Consider the following 20,445-nt stretch of genomic DNA (forward strand, 5'->3'; position numbering starts at 1 on the left):
ACCGGCTGTCCTGATCTCGGCCCACCAGCAGAAACTACCCAATAGTAGGGCTTTCTTCGCGCGATGCGGGATGCATACGGTGCGTGTATGACCAAGTATGTGAAGGGCGTCACACCGCATTCGTCCGCAGTTCGTCCCACGCTCGAACCGGAATCCATGGCTCAGCTGCTGGGCGACTGCGCGCGGATGGCACCGCACTGGCGCAGCGGCCGCCAGGTACCGGCGCCGCCCGCCCGCGAACTGCACGGGATCAGCGTGCCCGCCTCCTCCGCGGCCCTGGTCAGGGGCATGTCCGAGTACGGGGACTGAGCGCCCTCCCGGGCCCGGCCGCCGGGCCCGGGGAACCGCGGACGCACCGGCTCCGTCCAACCCGCGTCCTCCCCACGGAGGAGGACGCGTCAGTTGTTCAGCGGAGCCGAAGGAGCGATGCGGTGAGCACCGAGGACACTCCCCCCGCGGCCGGCGGGGAGAATTCCAGCGACCACAGCCCGGAGACGACCGCCCGGCGCCGGCGCAGCCCGCTGATCGCGGCCTCGGTGGCCGCGGCGGTGCTGCTGGCCGGCGGCGGCGCGGCCTACTGGGCCTCCAGCACCTCCGGTGGCGGGGAGAGCGGTACCGGCGCGCGTCCGGAAGGCGGCCCGCCGCCGCTCGCCCTGGACGGTCACGCGCAGGAGACGGGCTCGCGCAGCGGAATCGCGCCCGGCGAGCCCGACCCGCAGGGCGCGGGTTACCGGGCCGCGGCCAAACTGCCCGAGGGCCCCTCCTCGGCGCCGGTCTACCAGCCGCGCGGCGAGGTCTCCCAGGAAGCCGTGGCCCGGCTGGCGAAGGCCCTGGACCTGCCCGGCAAGGTGCGTTCGGACGGCGACTCCTGGAAGGTGGGCGGCCTGACGCGGGACGCGCGCAGCCCCGTGCTGGAGGTGGCCAAGGGCGGTTCGGGCGCGTGGACGTACTCGCAGTACGGCACGCCCGGCGGGACCGGCTGCGCGGAGACCGCGCCGAAGGGCGGCGGCAGCGGCTCGCAGGCGAGCGGGCCCGGCTGCCCGGGCGGCGACACCTCCGCCCAGAACGACAGCGGCACGAAGGACGCCGTCTCCCCGGAGAAGGCGAAGCAGGCGGCGCAGCCGGTGCTGGAGGCGCTCGGCCAGAAGGACGCCGAGCTGGACGCGAGCGGCCTGTCCGGCGCGGTACGGACCGTCAGCGCCAACCCGGTGATCGGCGGGCTGCCCACGTACGGCTGGCAGAGCGAGATCCGGGTCGGCTCGGACGGCCAGGTCGTCGGCGGCAGCGGCCAGTTGGCCCGGCCGGTCAAGGGCGACACGTACCCGGTGCAGAGCGCCGGGAACACGCTGGAGCGGCTCAACGCCGCGCACCGCGGCGCGAACTCCGGCTCCGGCGGGTGCGCGACGGCCGAGCCGCAGAAGAAGCAGGGCACCGACGCCGCGAACGTCGAGCCGTGCGCGGACAACGCCGCCGCGCGCAAGCCCGCCGACGTGACCGGCGCGGTCTTCGGCCTCTCGGCCCAGTACGTCAACGGCCGTCAGGCGCTGGTCCCCTCGTGGCTCTACAAGGTCCAGCGGACCGGCGGCGGTACGGTCACGCACCCCGCCGTCGACCCGAAGTACGTCAAGAACGGTGACGGCGGCGCCCCGTCCGACCCCGCCCAGCCGCCCGGCAGCGGCCGGCCGTCGGGGCCGTCGGGCAGGGCCGGGGCGATGGGCCTGGAGTCGTACGAGGTCAGCGCGGACGGCAAGTCGCTGAAGCTGCACTTCTGGGGCGGCGTGTGCAGCACGTACTCGGCGACCGCCGAGCAGACCGGCAAGAGCGTCAAGGCCGAGGTCATCGGCAAGGAGAAGAAGCCGAACCAGATCTGCGTGAAGATGGCGAAGCAGTTCACGCGGACGGTGCCGCTGGAGCAGCCGCTGGCCGGGCGGGACGTGATCGACGCGTCGACGGGCAAGGAGGTGCCGGCGAAGTAGCCGTAGGCACGCCGGGCACGGATACGACGACGGCGGCGCCCCCTGCGAAGGGGGCGCCGCCGTCGTACGTCCTGCCGTCCGTCCTGCACCGGCTCCGCCGGCGTCACCGACGGATCAGCTGAAGGAGTCGCCGCAGGCGCAGGAGCCCGTGGCGTTCGGGTTGTCGATCGTGAAGCCCTGCTTCTCGATGGTGTCGACGAAGTCGATGGAGGCGCCGCCCAGGTACGGGGCGCTCATCCGGTCGGTGACGACCTTGACGCCGTCGAAGTCCTTGACGACATCGCCGTCCAGCGACCGCTCGTCGAAGAAGAGCTGGTAGCGCAGTCCGGAGCAGCCGCCGGGCTGGACAGCCACCCGCAGCGCGAGGTCGTCGCGGCCTTCCTGCTCCAGCAGGGCCTTCACCTTCGACGCGGCCGCGTCGGACAGGATGATGCCGTCGCTGACGGTGGTCTCGTCCTGAACGCTCATCTAGATCTCTCCCGGGTTGGTACGGACCGCTTGCCCTCGGCTGCAACCGACGGGGCCCGGAATTCATTCCGGCTGGCGCGACGTGTTCTCGTTCTTTCGTCTTTCATGCTCGCACACTGCGCATCCGTCGCGGGCGGCCCGGGCGCGGGGATGCGTCACATCGACGCGATGCCCATCGTCAAAGTGACGTGAAGCGGTTATGATAGATAACGTCAAATAGACGAAAAGGGTTCCGGTGCCCGCGCCGGCCCTCGGTACGGCCCCTGTCGGCCGTACTCAGACGAAAAGAGAGGGTGCGTGTCGTGACCACCGCCCAGCCCCTGGACGTCCAGCCGACCCCGCTCGCGCTGCTCCTCCTCGGCCGCGAGGCCGACCCCAAGAGCGAGCGCGGCGTGGACTGCCCCGGCGACCTGCCGGCCCCGTCCGACCCCGGTCTCGTCGAGCGGGCCCGGGCCGCCAAGGCGAAGCTCGGCGAGAAGGTCTTCGTCCTCGGGCACCACTACCAGCGCGACGAGGTCATCGAGTTCGCGGACGTGACCGGCGACTCCTTCAAGCTGGCGCGCGACGCGGCCGCCCGCCCCGACGCCGAGTACATCGTCTTCTGCGGCGTCCACTTCATGGCCGAGTCCGCCGACATCCTGACCTCCGACGACCAGCAGGTCGTCCTGCCCGACCTGGCCGCCGGCTGCTCCATGGCCGACATGGCCACGGCCGAGCAGGTCGCGGAGTGCTGGGACGTGCTCACCGAGGCCGGCGTGGCCGGGCAGGTCGTCCCGGTCTCGTACATGAACTCCTCCGCCGACATCAAGGCCTTCACCGGCAAGCACGGCGGCACCATCTGCACCTCCTCCAACGCCAAGCGCGCGCTGGACTGGGCCTTCGAACAGGGCGAGAAGGTCCTGTTCCTGCCCGACCAGCACCTGGGCCGCAACACCGCCGTACGCGACATGGGCATGTCCCTGGACGACTGCGTCGTCTACAACCCCCACAAGCCGAACGGCGGCCTCACCGCCGAGGAGCTCCGCGCCGCCAAGATGATCCTCTGGCGGGGCCATTGCTCCGTCCACGGCCGGTTCTCGCTCGAATCCGTCGAGGACGTACGCGCCCGCATACCCGGCGTCAACGTCCTCGTCCACCCCGAGTGCAAGCACGAGGTCGTCGCCGCCGCCGACCACGTGGGCTCCACGGAATACATCATCAAGGCCCTGGAGGCCGCCCCGCCCGGCTCCAAGTGGGCCATCGGCACCGAACTGAACCTCGTCCGCCGCCTGGCCAACCGCTTCGCCGCCGAGGACAAGGAGATCGTCTTCCTCGACAAGACGGTCTGCTTCTGCTCCACCATGAACCGCATCGACCTCCCCCACCTGGTCTGGGCCCTGGAATCCCTGGCCGAGGGCAAGGTCGTCAACCGCATCCAGGTCGACAGCGAAACGGAGAGCTTCGCGAAGCTGGCGTTGGAGCGGATGCTGGCGCTGCCGTAGCGCGCCTTGGGTGCGCAGCCCCACGGCCACGTGCGGCTGTGCGCCGCCCGGCACCCGGGGTCAGGGCACGAGGCTGCCGAGGCCGATGTCGACGGGGAACGGGACGGAGACCTTCAGTCGGCCCCGGCGAACGCCGGTGGCCGCATAGGCGCCCGTCATGCCGTCGAGCTCGTAGGTGTGCACGGCGGGAACTCCGCCCCCGTCCTCGATGCGCCAGAAGTGGGCGATCTTGGCCTGTGCGTACTTGAAGGGCTTCAGTGACCTGTCGTCCGCGGATTCCTCCGAGACGACTTCGACGACCAGGTCAACGTCTTCGGGCGCGTACGCGACAGCCCCACGGCCCCATACTCACCTTCCCGACCACCGCCTGGACCGCGTTCATCGCAGCGCTCAAGTCGGCCTGACGCGCAGCTCAGCCCGTCCCCGAGACCTCCTGGGACGGGCTGAGCCGTGTGCGGCGGAAGGGTCAGACCCCCGCCGCCTCCGGCGTCCGGGTTTCCTCCGTGGACTCGCTCCGCTTCGCCGCCCGTTTGGCCGCGCGCCGTTCCTTGCGGAGTTCGATCATCGCGTACAGCGTCGGTACGAGCAGCAGCGTCAGCAGCGTCGACGTGATCAGGCCGCCGATGACGACCACGGCCAGCGGCTGGGAGATGAAGCCGCCGTCGCCGGTGATGGAGAGGGCCATCGGGAGCAGGGCCATGATCGTGGCGAGGGCCGTCATCAGGATCGGGCGGAGGCGGTGGCGGCCGCCCTCGATGACGGCTTCCACCACGCCGTAACCCTGCGACCGGTACTGGTTGATCAAGTCGATCAGCACGATCGCGTTGGTGACGACGATGCCGATGAGCATCAGCATGCCGATCATCGCCGGGACGCCCATCGGGGTGCCCGTCGCGACCAGCAGGCCGATCGCGCCGGTCGCCGCGAAGGGGATCGAGATGAGCAGGATCAGCGGCTGGACGAGGGACCGGAAGGTGCCGACCAGCAGCATGAAGACGATCGCGATGGCGGCGAGCATGGCCAGGCCGAGCGAGGAGAACGCGTCGGACTGGTCGGCGGAGACGCCGCCGATCTCGGCGGTGGCGCCCTCCGGCAGCTTCAGGTCCTTGATCTTGGACTGGAGCTGGGCGGTGACCGCGCCGGTGTTGTCGCCGGTCGGCTTGGCGGTGACGGTGGCGGACCGGGCGCCGTCGATGCGGGTGCTCTGGACGGGCCCCGCGACCGTACGGATCGTGGCGAGGTCGCCGAGCTGGGCCGGGCCGGCCGGGGTCGGGACGGGGAGGGCGCGCAGCGCCGCCTCGGAGGTGACCGGGTGGGCGGACTTGACGACCACGTCCCGCTCGGTGTCGCCGATCATCGCCTTGCCGCTGGTGGTGCCACGTACCGCCTGGGCGACGACCTGGCCGAGGGCGGCCTGGCTGTAACCGGCGGCCGCCGCCTTCTCGTTGGCCTGGACGGAGATGCGGGGCACGCTCTGCGCGAGGTCGCTCTGCACGTCGGTGACGTGGTCGAGCCCGGCGACGGCGGCCCGTACCTGCTCGGACGCCTTCTTCAGCACGTCCGCGTCGGCGGCCTTGACCACGACGCTCAGGTCCTGGTTGCCGAAGCCGCCACCGCCGGACGAGACGGTCGTCTCGCCGATGTCCTTGCCGAGCTTGTCGAGTGCGGCGCGGAGCTTGTCGGTGACCTTCCCGGAGTCCGCCGCGTCCTTCAGCTTCAGCTGATACGTGGCCTGGTTGGCGCCGCTGCCGCCCCCGAAGGCGGCCATGAAGCCGGAGGAACCGACGGTGACCTGGTAGTCCTCGACCTCGTCGAGGCCGCCGAGGATCTTCTCGACGCGCTTCGCCTGCGCGTCGGCGGCCGTCAGGCTCGTACCGGGCTTCAGTTCCTGCTTGACGCTGAGGGTGTCCTGGTCGCCCTGGTCGAAGAAGTTGGTCTTGAGGAGGGGGGCCATGCCGAAGGTGCCGAGGAGGACGACGACGGCGATGACGACGCTGGTCACCCGGCGGCGGGTGGCGAAGCGCAGTACGGGCACGTACAGACGCTGGAGCGGGCTGCCGCTCTCCTTGGCCTCGGCGGCCCGGCGCAGTTCCTCGGGGTCGGTGCCCTCGGGTATCTCCGGGGCGCGCAGGAACCAGTAGGAGAGGACCGGGACGACGGTCAGGGAGACGAGGAGGGAGGCGAGGAGGGCGACCGTGACGGTGATGGAGAAGGACCCGAACAGGGCGCCGACCATGCCGCCGACCACGCCGATGGGCAGGAAGACCGCCACCGTGGTCAGGGTGGAGGAGGTGATCGCGCCGGACACCTCGCGGACCGCGGTCAGGATCGCCGCGCGGCGTTCCTCGCCGTAGCCGAGGTGGCGTTTGATGTTCTCCAGGACGACGATCGAGTCGTCCACGACGCGTCCGATGGCGATGGTCAGCGCGCCGAGGGTGAGCATGTTCAGCGACAGGTCGCCGGTCCACAGCACGATCAGCGTGATGACGACGGACAGCGGGATGGAGACCGCGGTGACCAGCGTCGAGCGCAGGCTGAGCAGGAAGACCAGGATCACGATCACGGCCATGACCAGGCCGAGCAGTCCTTCGGTGGTCAGCGACTCGATGGACTTGGAGACCGCCGGGCCCTGGTCGGAGACGACCGTGACCTCGGTGCCCTTGCCGAGCGCCGTACGGATCTCCGGCAGCTTGTCCCGGACGGCCTCGGAGATGTCGACGGCGCTGCCGTCCTGGCCCATGGTCACCATGACGGCCAGGCTGGGCTTGCCGTTGGTGCGGGTCAGGGAGGTGGGGGTGGCCGCCTCTTCCTTGACGGTGGCCACGTCTCCGAGGCGTACCGGCTTGCCCGCCGCGGCGCCCCCGGAGCCGCCCGTGCCGCCGGACCCGCCGGGGCCCGCCGCCGGGGTGAGGGGCAGGTCGCGGATCTGCTGCACGGAGGTGAAGCCGGAGCCGACCTGGACGGTGTTGCTGCGGCCCTTCTCGGCGAACGAACCGGCGGGCACGGACGCGCCGCCCGCCTCCAGGGCCTGGCCCAGCGCCGCGGCCGTCGTCCCGGCCTGCGCGAGCTTGGCGTCGTCGGGCGTGACGGCGACGACGCGGTCCCGGACGCCGTCCACGGTGACCTGGCCGACGCCGTCGATGTTCTTCAGGCCGGGCACCACGCTGCGGTCGAGCCGGTCGGCCAGCGCCTGGTCGCCCTTGCCGCCGGACACGGCGAGCACGACGGCCGGGATGTCGTCCGTCGAACCGGCCACGACCTGCGGGTCCACGTCCTTCGGCAGCTTGGCCCTGGACCGGTTGACGGCCTGCTGCACGTCGGCGACCAGCCGCTTGGAGTCGTTGCCGTAGTCGAACTGGGCCATGATGACGGCCGAGCCCTCGCTCGCCGTCGAGGTGACGCCCTTGATGCCGTCGACCGCCTGGATTCCGTCCTCCAGCGGTTCGATCACCTGCTTCTCGACGACGTCGGGCGAGGCACCCTGGTAGGGCGCCAGCACGGACACCATGGGCAGTTCGATGGTGGGCAGGAGCTGCTGTTTGAGCTGGGGGATCGCGATGGCGCCGAAGGCGATCGCGACGATCGACATCAGCGCTACCAGGCCCCGTTGTACGAGGCTGAGGCGGGACAGCCAGGACATGGGTGGGGTCTCTCTTCTGTTCTGTACGGCGTTCCGGCGGGCGGGCACCACGGGCCCGACTAAACGATCCGCCATGCCCCGGACGCTTTTCCTCGCTCCCAGGTCGGTTTCCGCCCCACCCGCCGTACAGCGTTCGGAGTAGGGCGGTCTCCACCCCCTACTGCACCCGTGGGCGCACCAGCCCCGACTCGTACGCGATGACCACGAGCTGCGCCCGGTCGCGCGCGCCGAGCTTGGCCATGGCCCGGTTGACGTGTGTCTTGACGGTCAGCGGGCTGACCGCGAGCTGCTCCGCGATCCCGTCGTTGGACAGCCCGCCCGCGACCAGCGCCAGCACCTCGCGCTCCCGCCCGGTCAGCGCCTCCAGCCCGGCGGTCCCGGGCCGTCCGGGACCGCCCTCGGCCGGGCCCTCCCCCTGCGCGAGGAACTTGGCGATCAGCCCCTTCGTGGCGACCGGCGACAGCAGCGCCTCACCGGCCGCCGCGACCCGGATGGCACTGAGCAGCTCGTCCGGCTCGGCCCCCTTCCCGAGAAACCCGCTGGCTCCGGCCCGCAGCGCCTGCACCACGTAGTCGTCGACCTCGAAGGTGGTCAGGATGACCACGCGTACCGCGGCCAGGTCCGGATCGGCGCTGATCATGCGGGTGGCGGCGAGCCCGTCCACCCCCGGCATCCGGATGTCCATCAGCACCACGTCGGCCCCCGTGGCCCGCGTCAGCTCGTACGCCTCGGCTCCGTCGGACGCCTCCCCCACCACCTCCATGTCGGCCTCGGAGTCGACGAGGATGCGGAACGCGCTGCGCAGCAGGGCCTGGTCGTCGGCGAGCAGTACTTTGATGGTCATCCGGTGTCCCTCGTACGGCAGATGCGGGTGGGCGCTTCGGCCCGGGTGGGCTGGAGGGTCTGGAGGGGCAGCCGTACGTGTACCTGGAAGCCGCCGGTCGGGCGGGGACCGGTTTCGGCTGTGCCGCGCAGGGCCGCCACCCGCTCGCGCATGCCGATCAGGCCGTGGCCGCCGCCGGGTTCCTGGGGGTCGGGGGACGGGCCGGGGGTGCCGCCGTCGTCGAGGACCGTGACGGTCAGGACGTCGGTGTCCCGCGCGATGCGGACCGTGGCGCGGGCGCCCGTACCGGCGTGCTTGTGGACGTTGGTCAGGGCTTCCTGGACGACGCGGTACGCGGTGAGGTCGAGGGCGGCGGGCAGCGGGCCCGCCGGTTCCGGGACGTCGAGTGTGACGGGCAGGCCGGCGCGGACGAAGCCGTCCACGAGCTGGTCCAGCACGCCGAGGCCCGGGGCGGGTTCGGTGGGGGCCCGCGGGTCGTCGGACTGGCGCAGCAGGCCGACGGTGGCGCGCAGTTCGTCGAGGGCGGAGCGGGACGCCTCGCGTACGTGCGCCAGGGCTTGCTTGGCCTGGTCGGGGCGGCTGTCCATGACGTGCGAGGCGACTCCGGCCTGCACGTTGACCAGGGCGATGTGGTGGGCGACGACGTCGTGCAGTTCGCGGGCGATGCGCATCCGCTCCTCGGCGACGCGGCGCCGGGCCTCCTCCTCGCGGGTGCGTTCGGCGCGTTCGGCCCGTTCCCGTATGGCGGCCACGAAGGCGCGGCGGCTGCGGACCGCGTCACCGGCCGCGGCGGCCATGCCGGTCCATGCGAAGATCGCGAGGTTCTCCTGCGCGTACCAGGGGCGGTCCCCGAGGAGCATCGCGGCGGCGGTCAGCCCGAGGACGGTCAGCGCGCCGACGCGCCAGGTGGTGGAGCGGTCCGTGCGGGCGGCGAGGGTGCACAGCGCGATGACCACGGCGCAGAAGACCGGGGCGCGTGGCACACCGCTCTCCAGGAGCAGTTCGAGGACGGTGCACAGGCCGGTGACCGCCAGCACGCTGCGCGGGAAGCGGCGGCGCAGTACCAGGGCGCCGCCGGCGGCGACGGCGAGGACCACGGTGGTGACGGTCAGTTCGCGGTGACCGAACCGGGGCCCGTACGGGCCGTGCGGGCCGTGCGGCCCGGCCACCGCGCCGACCAGGATCGTCACGACGACGGCGAGGGCCAGCGCGCCGTCGAACGCGTACGGGTGGGCGCGTATCCAGGCGAGCGGGCCGCCGCCCGGACGCGGACCGGGCTGCCCGGGGGCGAGGGGAGTCACGGGAAAACGGTAGCGCCCCGGTCCCGTGCGGGATCCGGGGCGCTGCCTGCGCTGGAGGTGGTACGGGCCGCCCGGCGGACCGGGCGGCGGGTCAGCCCGGGATCAGGCCGTCGTCGCTGAGCATCTGCCGGACCTCGTCGAGGGTGGCGTCCTCGGAGGGCAGGATCAGCTCGGACGGTTCCAGGGAGTCGTCCGGCAGCGGGGCGCCGAGGCGGCGCACCGCGTCCAGAAGGGCGCTCAGGGTGCGCCGGAAGCCGGGCTCGTCACCGCTCTCCATCTCCTCGAGCAGCTCGTCGTCCAGCTTGTTCAGCTCGACGAAGTGCGCGTCGTCGAGCTTCACCTGCCCCTCCCCCATGATCCGTACGATCACGACGGTCTCCTTCTGGTCCGGTGCGACGGCCCGGTCCGATGCGACGACCGGGCCCGGTGCGGCGGTACCGACGAGGCTAGCCGCCGCCGGCCGTCACTGCTTGTCGAAACGCGGCTGCCCGGGCTGCGCCTGCGGGGCCTGCTGGCCCTGGCCCGTCTGGCCGCCCTCGATGGCCTGCTTGTCGGCGCCCGGTCCGGCCAGCTCGGCCTTCATCCGCTGGAGCTCCAGCTCGACGTCGCTGCCGCCGGAGAGCCGGTCCAGCTCCGCCGTGATGTCGTCCTTGGCCATGCCGGTCGGGTCGTCGAGCGCGCCGGAGGCGAGCAGCTCGTCGATGGCGCCGGCCCTGGCCTGCATCTGCGCGGTCTTGTCCTCCGCACGCTCGATGGCCATGCCGACGTCGCCCATCTCCTCGGAGATGCCGGAGAAGGCCTCGCCGATCCGGGTCTGGGCCTGGGCGGCGGTGTACGTGGCCTTGATCGTCTCCTTCTTCGTACGGAAGGCGTCGACCTTGGCCTGGAGGCGCTGGGCGGCGAGGGTGAGCTTCTCCTCCTCGCCCTGCAGCGTCTGGTGCTGCGTCTGCAGGTCCGTGACCTGCTGCTGGAGGGCGGCCCGGCGGGAGAGCGCCTCCCGGGCGAGGTCCTCACGGCCGAGCGAGAGGGCCTTGCGGCCCTGGTCCTCCAGCTTGGAGGACTGGTTCTGGAGCTGGTTGAGCTGCAGCTCCAGGCGCTTGCGGGAGGTCGCCACGTCGGCGACGCCGCGGCGCACCTTCTGCAGCAGCTCCAGCTGCTTCTGGTAGGAGTAGTCAAGGGTCTCGCGCGGATCCTCGGCCCGGTCCAGGGCCTTGTTGGCCTTCGCGCGGAAGATCATCCCCATCCGCTTCATGACACCGCTCATGGGCCTCGCGCGCCCCCTTCTGACCGAGTTACATCGGGCTTCGGCTCCAGCACATCTACAGACCCCACAGTACGGGCCTCGGTTCCATTACCGCACTGTTCGGCCCCGGATGCGCTCCTCCTGCAGGACGATCAGGACGCCGCCGCCATCCGGCGCAGGGAGTAGGGACCGCCCCGGGAACCCACATCACGCACCTTTCGCGCCGAATGTCCCCTGCGCGACGTCACCCGGAGGTCCGCGCCGTTGCCGGATCGTTCCCCATGCCACTGTGGTCCATGCGCGGCCAACCCGTACTCTTGCCTGTGTGTTCCGAAGCCGTTCGAAGGATGAGCAGGCCGCGACCACCAAGGTGACCGCGTCCGAGCCGAAGCAGCCCCGCGACCCGCAGGCCCCCAAGGGCCGCCCGACGCCGAAGCGGAGCCAGGCGCAGTCGCAGCGCCGTACGCGCGCGCAGACGCCGGCCAACCGCAAGGAGGCGACGAAGGCGTCGCGTGAGGCGCGCCGCGCCGACATGGCCCGGCAGCGTGAGGCGCTGGCCAACGGTGACGAGCGGTTCCTGCCGATCCGCGACAAGGGTCCGGTGCGGCGGTTCGCCCGCGACTTCGTCGACTCGCGCTGGTGCGTGGCGGAGTTCTTCCTGCCGATGGCCGTGATCATCCTGGTGCTGACGATGCTGCGCCAGCCGGGCATCCAGAACATCGCGCTGCTGCTGTGGCTGTTCATCATCGTGCTGATCGTCGTCGACTCCTTCGTGCTGTGGTTCTCGCTGAACAAGCGCCTCAAGCAGCGCTTCCCGAACGAGAACCACAAGGGCGTCAAGCCCTACGCCCTGATGCGCACGCTCCAGATGCGCCGGCTGCGTCTGCCGAAGCCGCAGGTCAAGCGCGGAGAGCGGCCCTGAACGCAACCCCTTTGGGCTTCTCGCCCGGCGCCGAGCGGTGGCTGGGCGGGCTGGACGGTCTGCGCAACACCGTCCGCCAGGAGCTGGTGGCCCGCCAGCTGGAGGAACAGATCGCGGCCCGCTTCCCGGTGGGACAGCGGCTGCGGGTGCTCGACGTGGGCGCGGGCCAGGGCACCCAGGCGCTGCTGCTGGCCCGGGCCGGCCACAAGGTCACCGGCCTGGAGTCCGACCCGGCGATGCTGGCGGCGGCCCGTACGGCGCTGGCGGAGGAGCCGGCCGGCATCCAGGAGCGGATGGAGCTGATCGAGGGGGACGGCCGGGACACCGGTGTGCACTTCCTCCCCGGCGCCTTCGACGTGGTGCTCTGCCACGGCGTGCTGATGTACGTGACGGAACCGGACCCGATGCTGGCCGGGCTGGCCCGTGTCCTGGCGCCCGGCGGACTGCTGTCGCTGGTGGTGCGCAACGCCGACGCGCTCGCGATGCGGCCCGGCCTGTCCGGTGACTGGGACGGCGCCCTGGGCGCCTTCGACACGGCCGAGTACGTCAACCGCCTCGGCCTCACGGCGCGCGCCGACCGCCTGGCGGCGCTGACCGCGACGCTCGACGGGATCGGCGCGCCGCTGGAGACCTGGTACGGCGTACGGGTCTTCACCGACACCGCGCCGGACGACGCGCCGCTGCCCGCCGACGGCGAGCTGGAACGGCTGCTGGCCGCCGAGGCGCGGGCCGGACGCACCGACCCGTACCGGGCGGTGGCGGCGCTGCTGCACCTGTGCGGCGTGCGGGGCGGTACGGGCGGCGAGGGGCGCCAGGGCGGCTGATCCGGCGTCTGGCTCTCAGCGCCGGCGCCGGGGTTCCACGGTGACGACGTCGTAGCCCTGGTCCTCCGACGCCTGGCCGCCGTACCCGCCGTACGCCTGGCCGCCGTACCCGCCGTACGACTGGCCGCCGGGCTCGACCGTGACGACGTTCGCGCCGCCGTACGCCCCGCCGCTGTACGACTGGCCTCCGGGCCCGACCGTGACGATCTCCGCGCCGCCGTAGGTCGCGTAGGAGGGGTCAGCGGCCGCGGGGCCCGCATACCCCTCGGGCGCGGACCCGTAATAGGCGGGACTGGTCCAGCGCGCGCCCGACCCGTCCATGTAGCGGCTCTCGCTCCTGGCCGCCCGGGTGCCGCCGTTGCACTTCTTGCACAGGACGCGGAGGTTCCCGGGGTGGCTCGCCGCCGCCCTGGCGTCGTCCAGGCTGATCGCCTCGACGTCGCGGTAGATGTTCTCGCCCACCTGCACGGTCCAGTTCATGGGGTCCACCGAGCGGTGCACGTTGGCGATGATGCCTTCCACGTGATCGATCTCGTACCAGTTGCTCTCCTTGGCGGCACCGCGCGCCTCCGCCTTGCTGAGGACCATTTTTCCGCACTTCCCGCATTCGTAGCGGTACGTTCCGGTCCGTGAACTCAGGCGCCTCGGCGTCACCGCCAGGACCGCGTTCACGGCGCCTTCCAGCCAGGTGAGGTGCTTGCGGCTGCCGTCCCAGAGCCGCTGGCCCGCCTCCCCGCGGCGCGGCGGGGGGACCCGTTCGGCCGCCGCCAGGGGACTCGTCTGGCGGCTACTGCCGGCAGCCGCGCCCGCGCGGGTGCGTGCGTGGGTACGCGGCCCGTTCTCGGCCTCGATGCGCTCGGATTCCCGCTGGGTGTGTTCGCGGCCGGAGCGCCGGGGCATGCGCTGTACGTGCGGTGCGTGGCCGCACCCCGCGTGCTGGTCCTGACCCTGCCGGCTCCGGGCGAGCCGCTGGACGACGGCGGCGTTGCCCGCGGCCTGCTGAAGCCGCACGACCTGCGCTGCCGTCAGCGGCCCCGGCTCCGCGACAGCCTTCTGGGCGGCCGACGTGTGCGACGCGTCCCTCGCCGGTCGTACGGGCCGACCGGCGGCACCGCGCTGGTCCCGCTCTCGCTCTGCGTGCATACGTCCACTCCGTCGGGGTCCAGGGGCCCTTACGCCGATGTCCTCGGCCTCCTTGTCTACGACAGGCGGCAGTCGCGCGGGAAGAGCCATAGGGGCAGCCCTGCCGCCCTTGGGTGCAGGGCGGTTTCGGACCGGAGACGAAATGGCCCGGACGGGAGTCAGGCGGCCGCCGCTCTCCCGCGTCTTGTCCTCTGTGACCGCCGCGCCCGCGCCCGAGCCCGCTCCCGAGTCCGCCTCCGAAGAGCCACCACCGCCCCGGCTGCCCGTCCGCAGGACCTGGCAGGTGCTGTACGGCCATGTCCGGCCGCACCGCCCGGCCATCGCCCTGGGCGGACTGCTCACCCTGATCGGCGCGGCCACCGGCCTCGCCCAGCCGATGGCCGCGAAGGTGCTGGTCGAGCGGTTGGGCGGGGGCGGGTCCGTCACGGCGCTGCTGGTGCTGCTGACCGTCCTGGTGGTGGCGGGTACGGCCGTCGAGGCGTTCGGCGCGTACATCCTGGAACGGACCGCGGAGTCCGTGGTGCTCGCCGCCCGGCGTCAGCTCGTCGCGCGGCTGCTGCGGCTGCGGATGTCCGAGGTCGACCGCAGCCGGCCGGGCGACCTGATGTCGCGGGTCACCGCGGACACCACGCTGCTGCGCGCGATCACCACCCAGTCGCTGGTCTCGGCCGGCACCGGCAGTGTCACCCTGATCGGCTCGGTCGTGCTGATGGCGCTGCTGGACCCGGTGCTGCTCGGAGTCACGGTCGGTGTGATCGTGCTGATCGGCGGCTCGCTGGCGCTGGTGATGCCGCAGATCGCGAAGGCGACGAAGCGGGCCCAGGAGGCGGTGGGGGCGATATCCACCGCGCTGGAACGGACGTTCGGGGCGTTCCGTACGGTCAAGGCGTCGGGCGCGGAGCCGCGGGAGGCCGCGGCCGTCGAGTCGGCGGCGCGCGAGGCGTGGCGTGGCGGCGTACGCGCCGCGAAGTGGCAGTCGGTCGCACTGTCCTCGGTGGGGCTGGCGGTCCAGCTCTCGTTCCTGGCCGTGCTGGGCGTCGGCGGCGCGCGGGTGGCGTCCGGGGCCACCGACATCGCCACCCTGGTCGCGTTCCTGCTGTACCTCTTCTACCTCATCGACCCGATATCCCGGCTGGTGGAGGCGGCGTCCGCCTATCAGGTGGGGTCGGCGGCGGTCGCCCGGATGACGGAGGCCGAGGCGATGGAGGTGGAGCCGGAGCCGGAGGCGGCGGGCACCGTGCGCGACGCTTCCACGGCGCCCGCGAGCGTCACCTTCGAGCAGGTGACCTTCCGCTACCGCCCCGATCTGCCGCCGGTCCACCACGGCGTGGACTTCGCGGTGCCCGGCGGCGGCATGACCGCGTTCGTCGGGCCGTCGGGCGCCGGGAAGACCACCGTCTTCGGGCTGCTGGAGCGGTTCTACGAGGCGGACGGCGGCCGGGTGCTGGTCGACGGCACGGACGTACGGGACTGGCCGCTGGACCGGTTGCGGTCGACGATCGGCTACGTCGAGCAGGACGCTCCCGTGCTGGCCGGCACGCTGCGCGAGAACCTGCTGTTCGCGGCGCCGGACGCCTCCGGCGCGCAGCTCGACCGGGTGCTCGTGCGGACCCGGCTGGACGGCCTGGTCGCACGGCTGCCCGAGGGGCTGGACACGCCGGTGGGACACCGCGGGAGCAAGCTGTCCGGCGGCGAGCGGCAGAGAGTGGCGATCGCACGGGCGCTGCTGCGCGAGCCGCGGCTGCTGCTCCTGGACGAGGCGACCTCGCAGCTCGACGCGGTCAACGAACTGGCGTTGCGGGAGACCGTCGCGGAGGCGGCCCGTACGACGACGGTGCTGGTGGTGGCGCACCGGCTCTCCACCGTGACGCTCGCGGACCGCATCGTGGTGATGGAGGCGGGACGGGTGCGGGCGGTCGGTACGCATGCGCGGCTGGTGGCGGACGATCCGTTGTACGGGGAGCTGGCGGCGACGCAGTTTCTCGCCACGGCGCCCGATCAGGCGGCGGACCGGGCGCCCTGACGGGACACTTCAGCCATGACGCCTTCACTGACTTCCCGCCACCGGGCGGCGGTCGCCGCGGCCGCCGCCCTGTGCGCGACCGCGCTGGTGGCCGGCTGCTCCGGCTCCGACTCCTCCGCCGGGCCCGGCAAGGACGTCTCCTCGCCGGCCTCCGCGGCCGCCGCCACCTCCCCCGCCGAGGCGGCGGCCCCCAGTGTCAGCACCGACCTCCAGAACGCGTACCAGAAGGTGGTCAAGGACGTCCTGCCGTCGGTCGTCCAGATCACCACCGGGGAAGGGCTGGGCTCCGGGGTGGTGTACGACGCGCGCGGCCATGTCGTCACCAACGCGCACGTCGTCGGCGAGGACAAGAAGTTCAAGGTCACCACGGCGCGCGGCAGCCGCTCCCTGGACGCGTCGCTGGTCGCCTCCTACCCGGAGCAGGACCTCGCCGTCATCAAGATCGACGACGCGCCGAAGGACCTGAAGCCCGCGACGTTCGGCGACTCCGCGAAGGTCGAGATCGGGCAGATCGTGCTCGCCATGGGCAGCCCGCTGGGGCTGTCCGGCAGCGTCACGCAGGGCATCGTCTCGGCGACCGGACGCACCGTCAGCGAGCCCAGCAGCGGCGGCGGCACGGGCGCGACCCTCGCCAACATGGTGCAGACCTCCGCCGCCATCAACCCCGGCAACAGCGGCGGCGCGCTCGTCAACCTCTCCGACCAGGTCATCGGCATCCCGACGCTGGCCGCCACGGACCCGCAGATGGGCGAGGGCGCGGCGCCCGGCATCGGCTTCGCGATCCCGGCGTCCACCGTCCGCAACATCGCCGACCAGATCGTCAAGGACGGCAAGGTCACCAACTCGGGCCGGGCGGCGCTCGGCATCACCGGCCGCACCCTGGTCGGCCAGGATTTCGAGGGCGCCGGGGTGAGCGTCGCGAGCGTCAAGGAAGGCGGTCCGGCGGACCGGGCGGGCATCGAGGCCGGTGACGTCGTGGTGAAGTTCGACGGCAAGGACGTCCGTACGATGCAGGCCCTTTCGGAGGCGCTGGCGGGCCACAAGCCGGGCGACAAGGTGGACGTCACCGTCGACCGGGACGGCTCGCGGAAGACGGTACGGGTGACGCTCGGGACGATCTGAGGCGCCGGCCCTCACCGGCTTGCCGGTTCAGCAATGTTACTTGCCGCTCCGCAGTGCGCACGCGCACTCTGCGTCCGGAAATCGGCACGCCGGACAGCGCGACGCCTTGCGGAGCGGAGGAGACAGCAGATGGAAAACCGCCATGTCGTCATCATCCCGATCGAGGTCGACGAGGAGAAGGAGAGTTCGTACCTCGACGCCTGGCAGGACGCGGCGGAGGTGATGGCCACGCAACCCGGGTTCATCCGGACGTACATGTTCCGCACGATCGTTCCGGGGAGCACCTTCCCTCTCGTCAACGTGGCGGAATGGGAGTCCACCGCTCATTGGGAAGAGGCGATGAACGTCTGCCCGATGATGGGGCAACAGATGGCCGTCGCCCATGCCTCGAACTACGAGGCGGTCCGGACGGTCCTGCCCGCCACGCCACGGAGCCCGAACTCCGGCGACGGTCACCCGCCCGCCGGCCTGTCTCCCGCCGAGACACATCGCCGCGTCGTGGACGGCAAGATCACGCTGGTCGATGTCCGGGAAGACGATGAATGGGCAGCGCGCCACCCGGCCGGCGCCGTCCACGCCGCGCTCGGCACGCTGCCGGCTTCGCTGTCGGACCTGCCCGACGGCCCGCTGGCCTTCGTGTGCCGCACGGGCACCCGCAGCGTGCAAGGCGGCGCGCAGGCGATCCGCGCTGGCCGGTCCTCCGTCTACACCGTGACGGGCGGCCTCGAAGCATGGGAAGCCGCCGGGCTTCCGGTCGTTCTCCCCGGCCACGAAGGCGCGGAGAACGACGGGTAGGTGCGAGTGGCGTGGTGAGCGGTCAGGGAGTCCCGGCCCCGGGCCCGATGACGGCATCGCACAGGTTCCGGAACATCCGGCGCGGCGCCGGCCGGGCCACCCGGCCCGGCCGGCGCCGGTCCGCGGGTCAGCCCACGTCGGCGTGGAGGCTCATCGCGTAGATCTCGGTCCCGTCCTCGAAGAGCGTCACCCTGTCGGCGCCCCCTTCGAGGAGGTCCTTCCACACCTCGCCGATCCAGGACTCCGCGTCCCCCTGGGTGGTGAATTCCTCGGGCTGCACCGCGGGCTCCGTCTCCGTACCGTCGGCCTTCTCGAACCGCCACGTCCACGCCATGTCCGCCTCCTGGGTCCCACCGAGTGCCTGCTGGTTCGCGTACCGCTGCCGCGGCGTGCCGCGGCGCGGTCCTGCTGCTGTCCTCCGTACGAGCGCCGTACGAGCGGCGTATTCCCCGCGAACGCGCGGCGTACGTCCCGCGTACGTGCTGTTCCGCAGCCTAACGGCCGTGTCGAGACGGGCCCCCGCGCGCCCGGTCGGCACCGTCGGGGGAAAATCGGCGGGTGGAACTGACTCTCCTCGGCACCGGAGCCCCCCGCGGGCTGCCGCGCCCCGGCTGCCCCTGCGCCGCCTGTGCCTCCGCCGTCGGCGACGAGGCGCGCGCGGCCACCGCGCTGCTCGTCGACGGAGCGCTGCTGCTGGACCTGACGCCGGGTCCGGCCTTCGCGGCCGCCCGCGCCGGGCACTCGCTCACCGCCGTACGGCAGGTGCTGCTCTCGCACCCGCACGACGGTCCGGCCATGGAGGTGCCGGCCGGGCTGCCGCAGCCGGGGCGGGTCGCGGACGGCCGGGAGCTGGCGCTGCTGGACGGGCACCGGGTGCGGGCCGTCGCCGTGGACGTGCCGGGCACCGGCTACGAGGTCGGCGGCGCCGAGGGCGAGCGGCTGCTGTACCTGCCGCCGGGCGCCGCGCCGGCCGGTGCGGCCGAGGGCGAGGGTGGCCGGGGTGTCCGCCCGTACGACATGGTCCTGCTGGACGTCCTGGGGCGGCCGGACGCACTGGCGCGGCTGCGGGCGAGCGGCGCGGTGGACGCCGCGACGGACGTGCTGGGCGTCCACCTGGACCACACCGTCCCGCCCGGCCCCGAGCTGCACCGCCGGCTGGCGGCGGCGGGGGCGCGCGCCGTGCCGGACGGCACGTCGCTGCTGGTCGGCGAGTACCACGCGGTGCCCGACCTGCCGCGCCGCACGCTGGTGCTGGGCGGCGCGCGCAGCGGCAAGTCGGCGGAGGCCGAACGGCGGCTGGCCGCCTTCCCGGACGTGCTGTACGTCGCGACCGGCGGCACCCGTGACGGGGACGCCGAGTGGGCGGCGCGGGTCTCGGCCCACCGGGAGCGCCGTCCGGCGTCCTGGCGTACGACGGAGACCTGCGACCTGCTGCCGCTCCTGGAAGGCGGCACCCGGCCGGAGGACCGGCCGGGCGGGCCCGCCGCACAGGCCGCCCCGGACGACTCGCCGCTGCTGATCGACTGCCTCGCCCTGTGGCTGACGCACACCATGGACGAGGTCGGCGCGTGGGACGACGAGAAGTGGGCGGCGGGCGGTGAGCGGGAGCTGCGTACGCGGGTGGACGAGCTGGTCGCGGCGGTGCGCGGCACCCTGCGCCCGGTGGTGGCGGTGAGCAACGAGGTCGGTTCCGGGGTGGTGCCGGCGACCGCGTCCGGCCGCCGTTTCCGGGACGAACTGGGGCGGCTGAACGCGATGTTCGGCGCCGAGTGCGAACACGTCCTGCTGGTCGTCGCCGGGCAGGCGCTTGCGCTGCGCGGATGACACGGGCCGGGCCGCGCCCGTGTCCGCTTGCCCGGACCCGCCGGGACGGGTGGTCTGGTCCGGTGACCGAAACGGATGGTCCGGTGACCAGCACCTCGCGCCGCCTCGACGCGGCCGTACGCGCTTATGTACGGCAGCACCCCTTCGCCACGGTCGTGGCGCTCGGCGAGGGGCCGGGGAGCACCGCCTTCTGGCGGCTGGACGACGGGCGGCTGGACTGGCTGGCCGTGGAGCCGCCGGAGACCGCCGCGGTCCGCCGGATGCTGCTGCCGGACGGGCCCCGGCGGCGGACCCTCGCACATCCGGTGGCCGACCCCGGCTGGCTGGAGGCGGTCCGCTCGCCGGAGCGCGGGGTGGTGGTGGCCGCGCGCGGGCTGCTGATGTTCCTGCGGCCGCCCGAGGTCCGTGCGCTGTTCGCGGCGTGCGCGGAGCGGCTGCCCGGTGGCGCGCTGGTCTTCGACGCGGTGCCCCGCTGGTGCGTGGGCCGGGACCGGCCGCGTACGGGCGTACGGGCGGCGCCCGGCGCTCCGCCGCTGCGCTGGGGCATGAACGCCGCCGACCGGCCCAGGGTGGCGAGTGCGCACCCGAACATCGTCGCGGTGTGCGAGGTGCCGCCGCCCGGCCGCGGACCGCTCGCCGGGCGCCTGGCGCGCTGGCGGGAGCACGTACCGCTGCTGCACACCCCGGCACGCACGGTCACGGAGATCCGCTTCGGCAGGCCGCGGCCCGCCCCGGGTCCCGGCCCCGGAGGCGGCCGGACCGCCGCGGGCCCCGGCACCCGCGGCGCCCCGCCCGACCCGGAGCGGGCCGCCGGGCACGGTTCCCGGTAATCTGCGCCG

At 72.8% G+C, this 20,445-nt stretch carries 19 protein-coding genes and 1 pseudogene; 11 read left to right on the forward strand and 9 right to left on the reverse strand.

The genetic code is table 11. The features are described 5' to 3' along the window. Positions 1-87 precede the first annotated feature (87 nt). Together ACZ4QV_RS25010 and ACZ4QV_RS25015 are read left to right on the forward strand one after the other, a co-directional pair. Positions 88-309 carry a hypothetical protein gene (locus ACZ4QV_RS25010; protein ID WP_361143076.1) on the forward strand — a complete coding sequence of 74 codons (222 nt, stop codon included), beginning with the start codon at positions 88-90 and terminating at the stop codon, positions 307-309. Positions 310-431: 122 nt separating this feature from the next. Beyond that, the gene (locus tag ACZ4QV_RS25015) at positions 432-1,976 is read left to right on the forward strand and encodes a hypothetical protein (protein WP_467763427.1); all 1,545 of its coding nucleotides are present in this window, start codon (positions 432-434) and stop codon (positions 1,974-1,976) included. A 114-nt stretch (positions 1,977-2,090) separates the two neighbouring features. On the opposite strand, the gene ACZ4QV_RS25020 is transcribed toward ACZ4QV_RS25015, so the two are convergent. Further along, entirely contained in the window at positions 2,091-2,444 is a 354-nt protein-coding gene (locus ACZ4QV_RS25020; RefSeq protein ID WP_031004115.1) for a HesB/IscA family protein, read from the reverse strand. A 293-nt stretch (positions 2,445-2,737) separates the two neighbouring features. Here ACZ4QV_RS25020 and nadA point away from each other — a divergent pair, with 293 nt between their 5' ends. Beyond that, on the forward strand, positions 2,738-3,925 hold the full coding sequence (gene nadA, locus ACZ4QV_RS25025; RefSeq protein WP_361638943.1) for a quinolinate synthase NadA: 1,188 nt from the start codon (positions 2,738-2,740) through the stop codon (positions 3,923-3,925). 60 nt (positions 3,926-3,985) lie between these two features. Here nadA and ACZ4QV_RS25030 read toward each other — a convergent pair. Next, positions 3,986-4,237 (reverse strand): annotated as a pseudogene (locus tag ACZ4QV_RS25030) (Uma2 family endonuclease); the annotation flags it as partial. Here ACZ4QV_RS25030 and ACZ4QV_RS25035 point away from each other — a divergent pair. Next, entirely contained in the window at positions 4,183-4,329 is a 147-nt protein-coding gene (locus ACZ4QV_RS25035) for a DUF397 domain-containing protein (protein WP_361638946.1), read from the forward strand. The pseudogene ACZ4QV_RS25030 and the gene ACZ4QV_RS25035 sit on opposite strands and share 55 nt — an antisense overlap. 62 nt (positions 4,330-4,391) lie before the next feature. Here the strand turns inward: ACZ4QV_RS25035 and ACZ4QV_RS25040 are convergent, their stop codons facing one another. From ACZ4QV_RS25040 to ACZ4QV_RS25060, 5 genes are all read right to left on the reverse strand, one after another. After that, a complete protein-coding gene (locus tag ACZ4QV_RS25040) occupies positions 4,392-7,565 on the reverse strand; it encodes an efflux RND transporter permease subunit (RefSeq protein WP_361589548.1) in 3,174 nt (1,057 codons plus the stop codon). A gap of 157 nt (positions 7,566-7,722) precedes the next feature. Then, a complete protein-coding gene (locus ACZ4QV_RS25045; RefSeq protein ID WP_361638949.1) occupies positions 7,723-8,409 on the reverse strand; it encodes a response regulator transcription factor in 687 nt (228 codons plus the stop codon). Beyond that, positions 8,406-9,710, reverse strand: a complete 1,305-nt coding sequence (locus tag ACZ4QV_RS25050; protein WP_467763428.1) for a sensor histidine kinase — start codon at positions 9,708-9,710, stop codon at positions 8,406-8,408. The genes ACZ4QV_RS25045 and ACZ4QV_RS25050 overlap by 4 nt, the downstream gene beginning before the upstream one ends. A 91-nt stretch (positions 9,711-9,801) precedes the next feature. Further along, the gene (gene pspAA / locus ACZ4QV_RS25055; protein ID WP_361143090.1) at positions 9,802-10,080 is read right to left on the reverse strand and encodes a PspA-associated protein PspAA; all 279 of its coding nucleotides are present in this window, start codon (positions 10,078-10,080) and stop codon (positions 9,802-9,804) included. Between the two features lie 93 nt (positions 10,081-10,173). Beyond that, a complete protein-coding gene (locus ACZ4QV_RS25060; protein WP_361143093.1) occupies positions 10,174-10,974 on the reverse strand; it encodes a PspA/IM30 family protein in 801 nt (266 codons plus the stop codon). A gap of 304 nt (positions 10,975-11,278) precedes the next feature. On the opposite strand from ACZ4QV_RS25060, the gene ACZ4QV_RS25065 reads away from it, so the two are divergent. Both ACZ4QV_RS25065 and ACZ4QV_RS25070 read left to right on the forward strand, forming a co-directional pair. Beyond that, positions 11,279-11,875: a DUF3043 domain-containing protein gene (locus ACZ4QV_RS25065; protein WP_361143096.1), complete on the forward strand. Its 597-nt coding sequence runs from the start codon at positions 11,279-11,281 to the stop codon at positions 11,873-11,875. 86 nt (positions 11,876-11,961) lie between these two features. Next, positions 11,962-12,699 carry a class I SAM-dependent methyltransferase gene (locus ACZ4QV_RS25070; RefSeq protein WP_361145169.1) on the forward strand — a complete coding sequence of 246 codons (738 nt, stop codon included), beginning with the start codon at positions 11,962-11,964 and terminating at the stop codon, positions 12,697-12,699. A gap of 15 nt (positions 12,700-12,714) precedes the next feature. On the opposite strand, the gene ACZ4QV_RS25075 is transcribed toward ACZ4QV_RS25070, so the two are convergent. After that, positions 12,715-13,842 carry a hypothetical protein gene (locus ACZ4QV_RS25075; protein WP_361589539.1) on the reverse strand — a complete coding sequence of 376 codons (1,128 nt, stop codon included), beginning with the start codon at positions 13,840-13,842 and terminating at the stop codon, positions 12,715-12,717. A 142-nt stretch (positions 13,843-13,984) separates the two neighbouring features. Between ACZ4QV_RS25075 and ACZ4QV_RS25080 the strand changes: the two genes are divergently transcribed. The 3 genes from ACZ4QV_RS25080 (at position 13,985) to ACZ4QV_RS25090 (ending at position 17,782) form a co-directional block, all read left to right on the forward strand. Beyond that, complete coding sequence (locus tag ACZ4QV_RS25080; protein WP_467763429.1) at positions 13,985-15,865, forward strand: ABC transporter ATP-binding protein; 1,881 nt, start codon at positions 13,985-13,987, stop codon at positions 15,863-15,865. Between the two features lie 15 nt (positions 15,866-15,880). After that, positions 15,881-16,987 carry a S1C family serine protease gene (locus ACZ4QV_RS25085; protein ID WP_361143105.1) on the forward strand — a complete coding sequence of 369 codons (1,107 nt, stop codon included), beginning with the start codon at positions 15,881-15,883 and terminating at the stop codon, positions 16,985-16,987. A 129-nt stretch (positions 16,988-17,116) separates the two neighbouring features. After that, positions 17,117-17,782: a rhodanese-like domain-containing protein gene (locus ACZ4QV_RS25090; protein WP_361143108.1), complete on the forward strand. Its 666-nt coding sequence runs from the start codon at positions 17,117-17,119 to the stop codon at positions 17,780-17,782. 127 nt (positions 17,783-17,909) lie between these two features. Here ACZ4QV_RS25090 and ACZ4QV_RS25095 read toward each other — a convergent pair whose 3' ends face one another. After that, on the reverse strand, positions 17,910-18,116 hold the full coding sequence (locus tag ACZ4QV_RS25095) for a hypothetical protein (protein WP_361143111.1): 207 nt from the start codon (positions 18,114-18,116) through the stop codon (positions 17,910-17,912). A 224-nt stretch (positions 18,117-18,340) separates the two neighbouring features. Here ACZ4QV_RS25095 and ACZ4QV_RS25100 point away from each other — a divergent pair, with 224 nt between their 5' ends. Together ACZ4QV_RS25100 and ACZ4QV_RS25105 are read left to right on the forward strand one after the other, a co-directional pair. Beyond that, on the forward strand, positions 18,341-19,606 hold the full coding sequence (locus ACZ4QV_RS25100; protein ID WP_361143114.1) for a bifunctional adenosylcobinamide kinase/adenosylcobinamide-phosphate guanylyltransferase: 1,266 nt from the start codon (positions 18,341-18,343) through the stop codon (positions 19,604-19,606). Between the two features lie 83 nt (positions 19,607-19,689). Next, positions 19,690-20,436, forward strand: a complete 747-nt coding sequence (locus tag ACZ4QV_RS25105) for a class I SAM-dependent methyltransferase (protein ID WP_467763430.1) — start codon at positions 19,690-19,692, stop codon at positions 20,434-20,436. Positions 20,437-20,445 lie beyond the last annotated feature (9 nt).

Source organism: Streptomyces sp. NPDC026394, assembly GCF_055567735.1.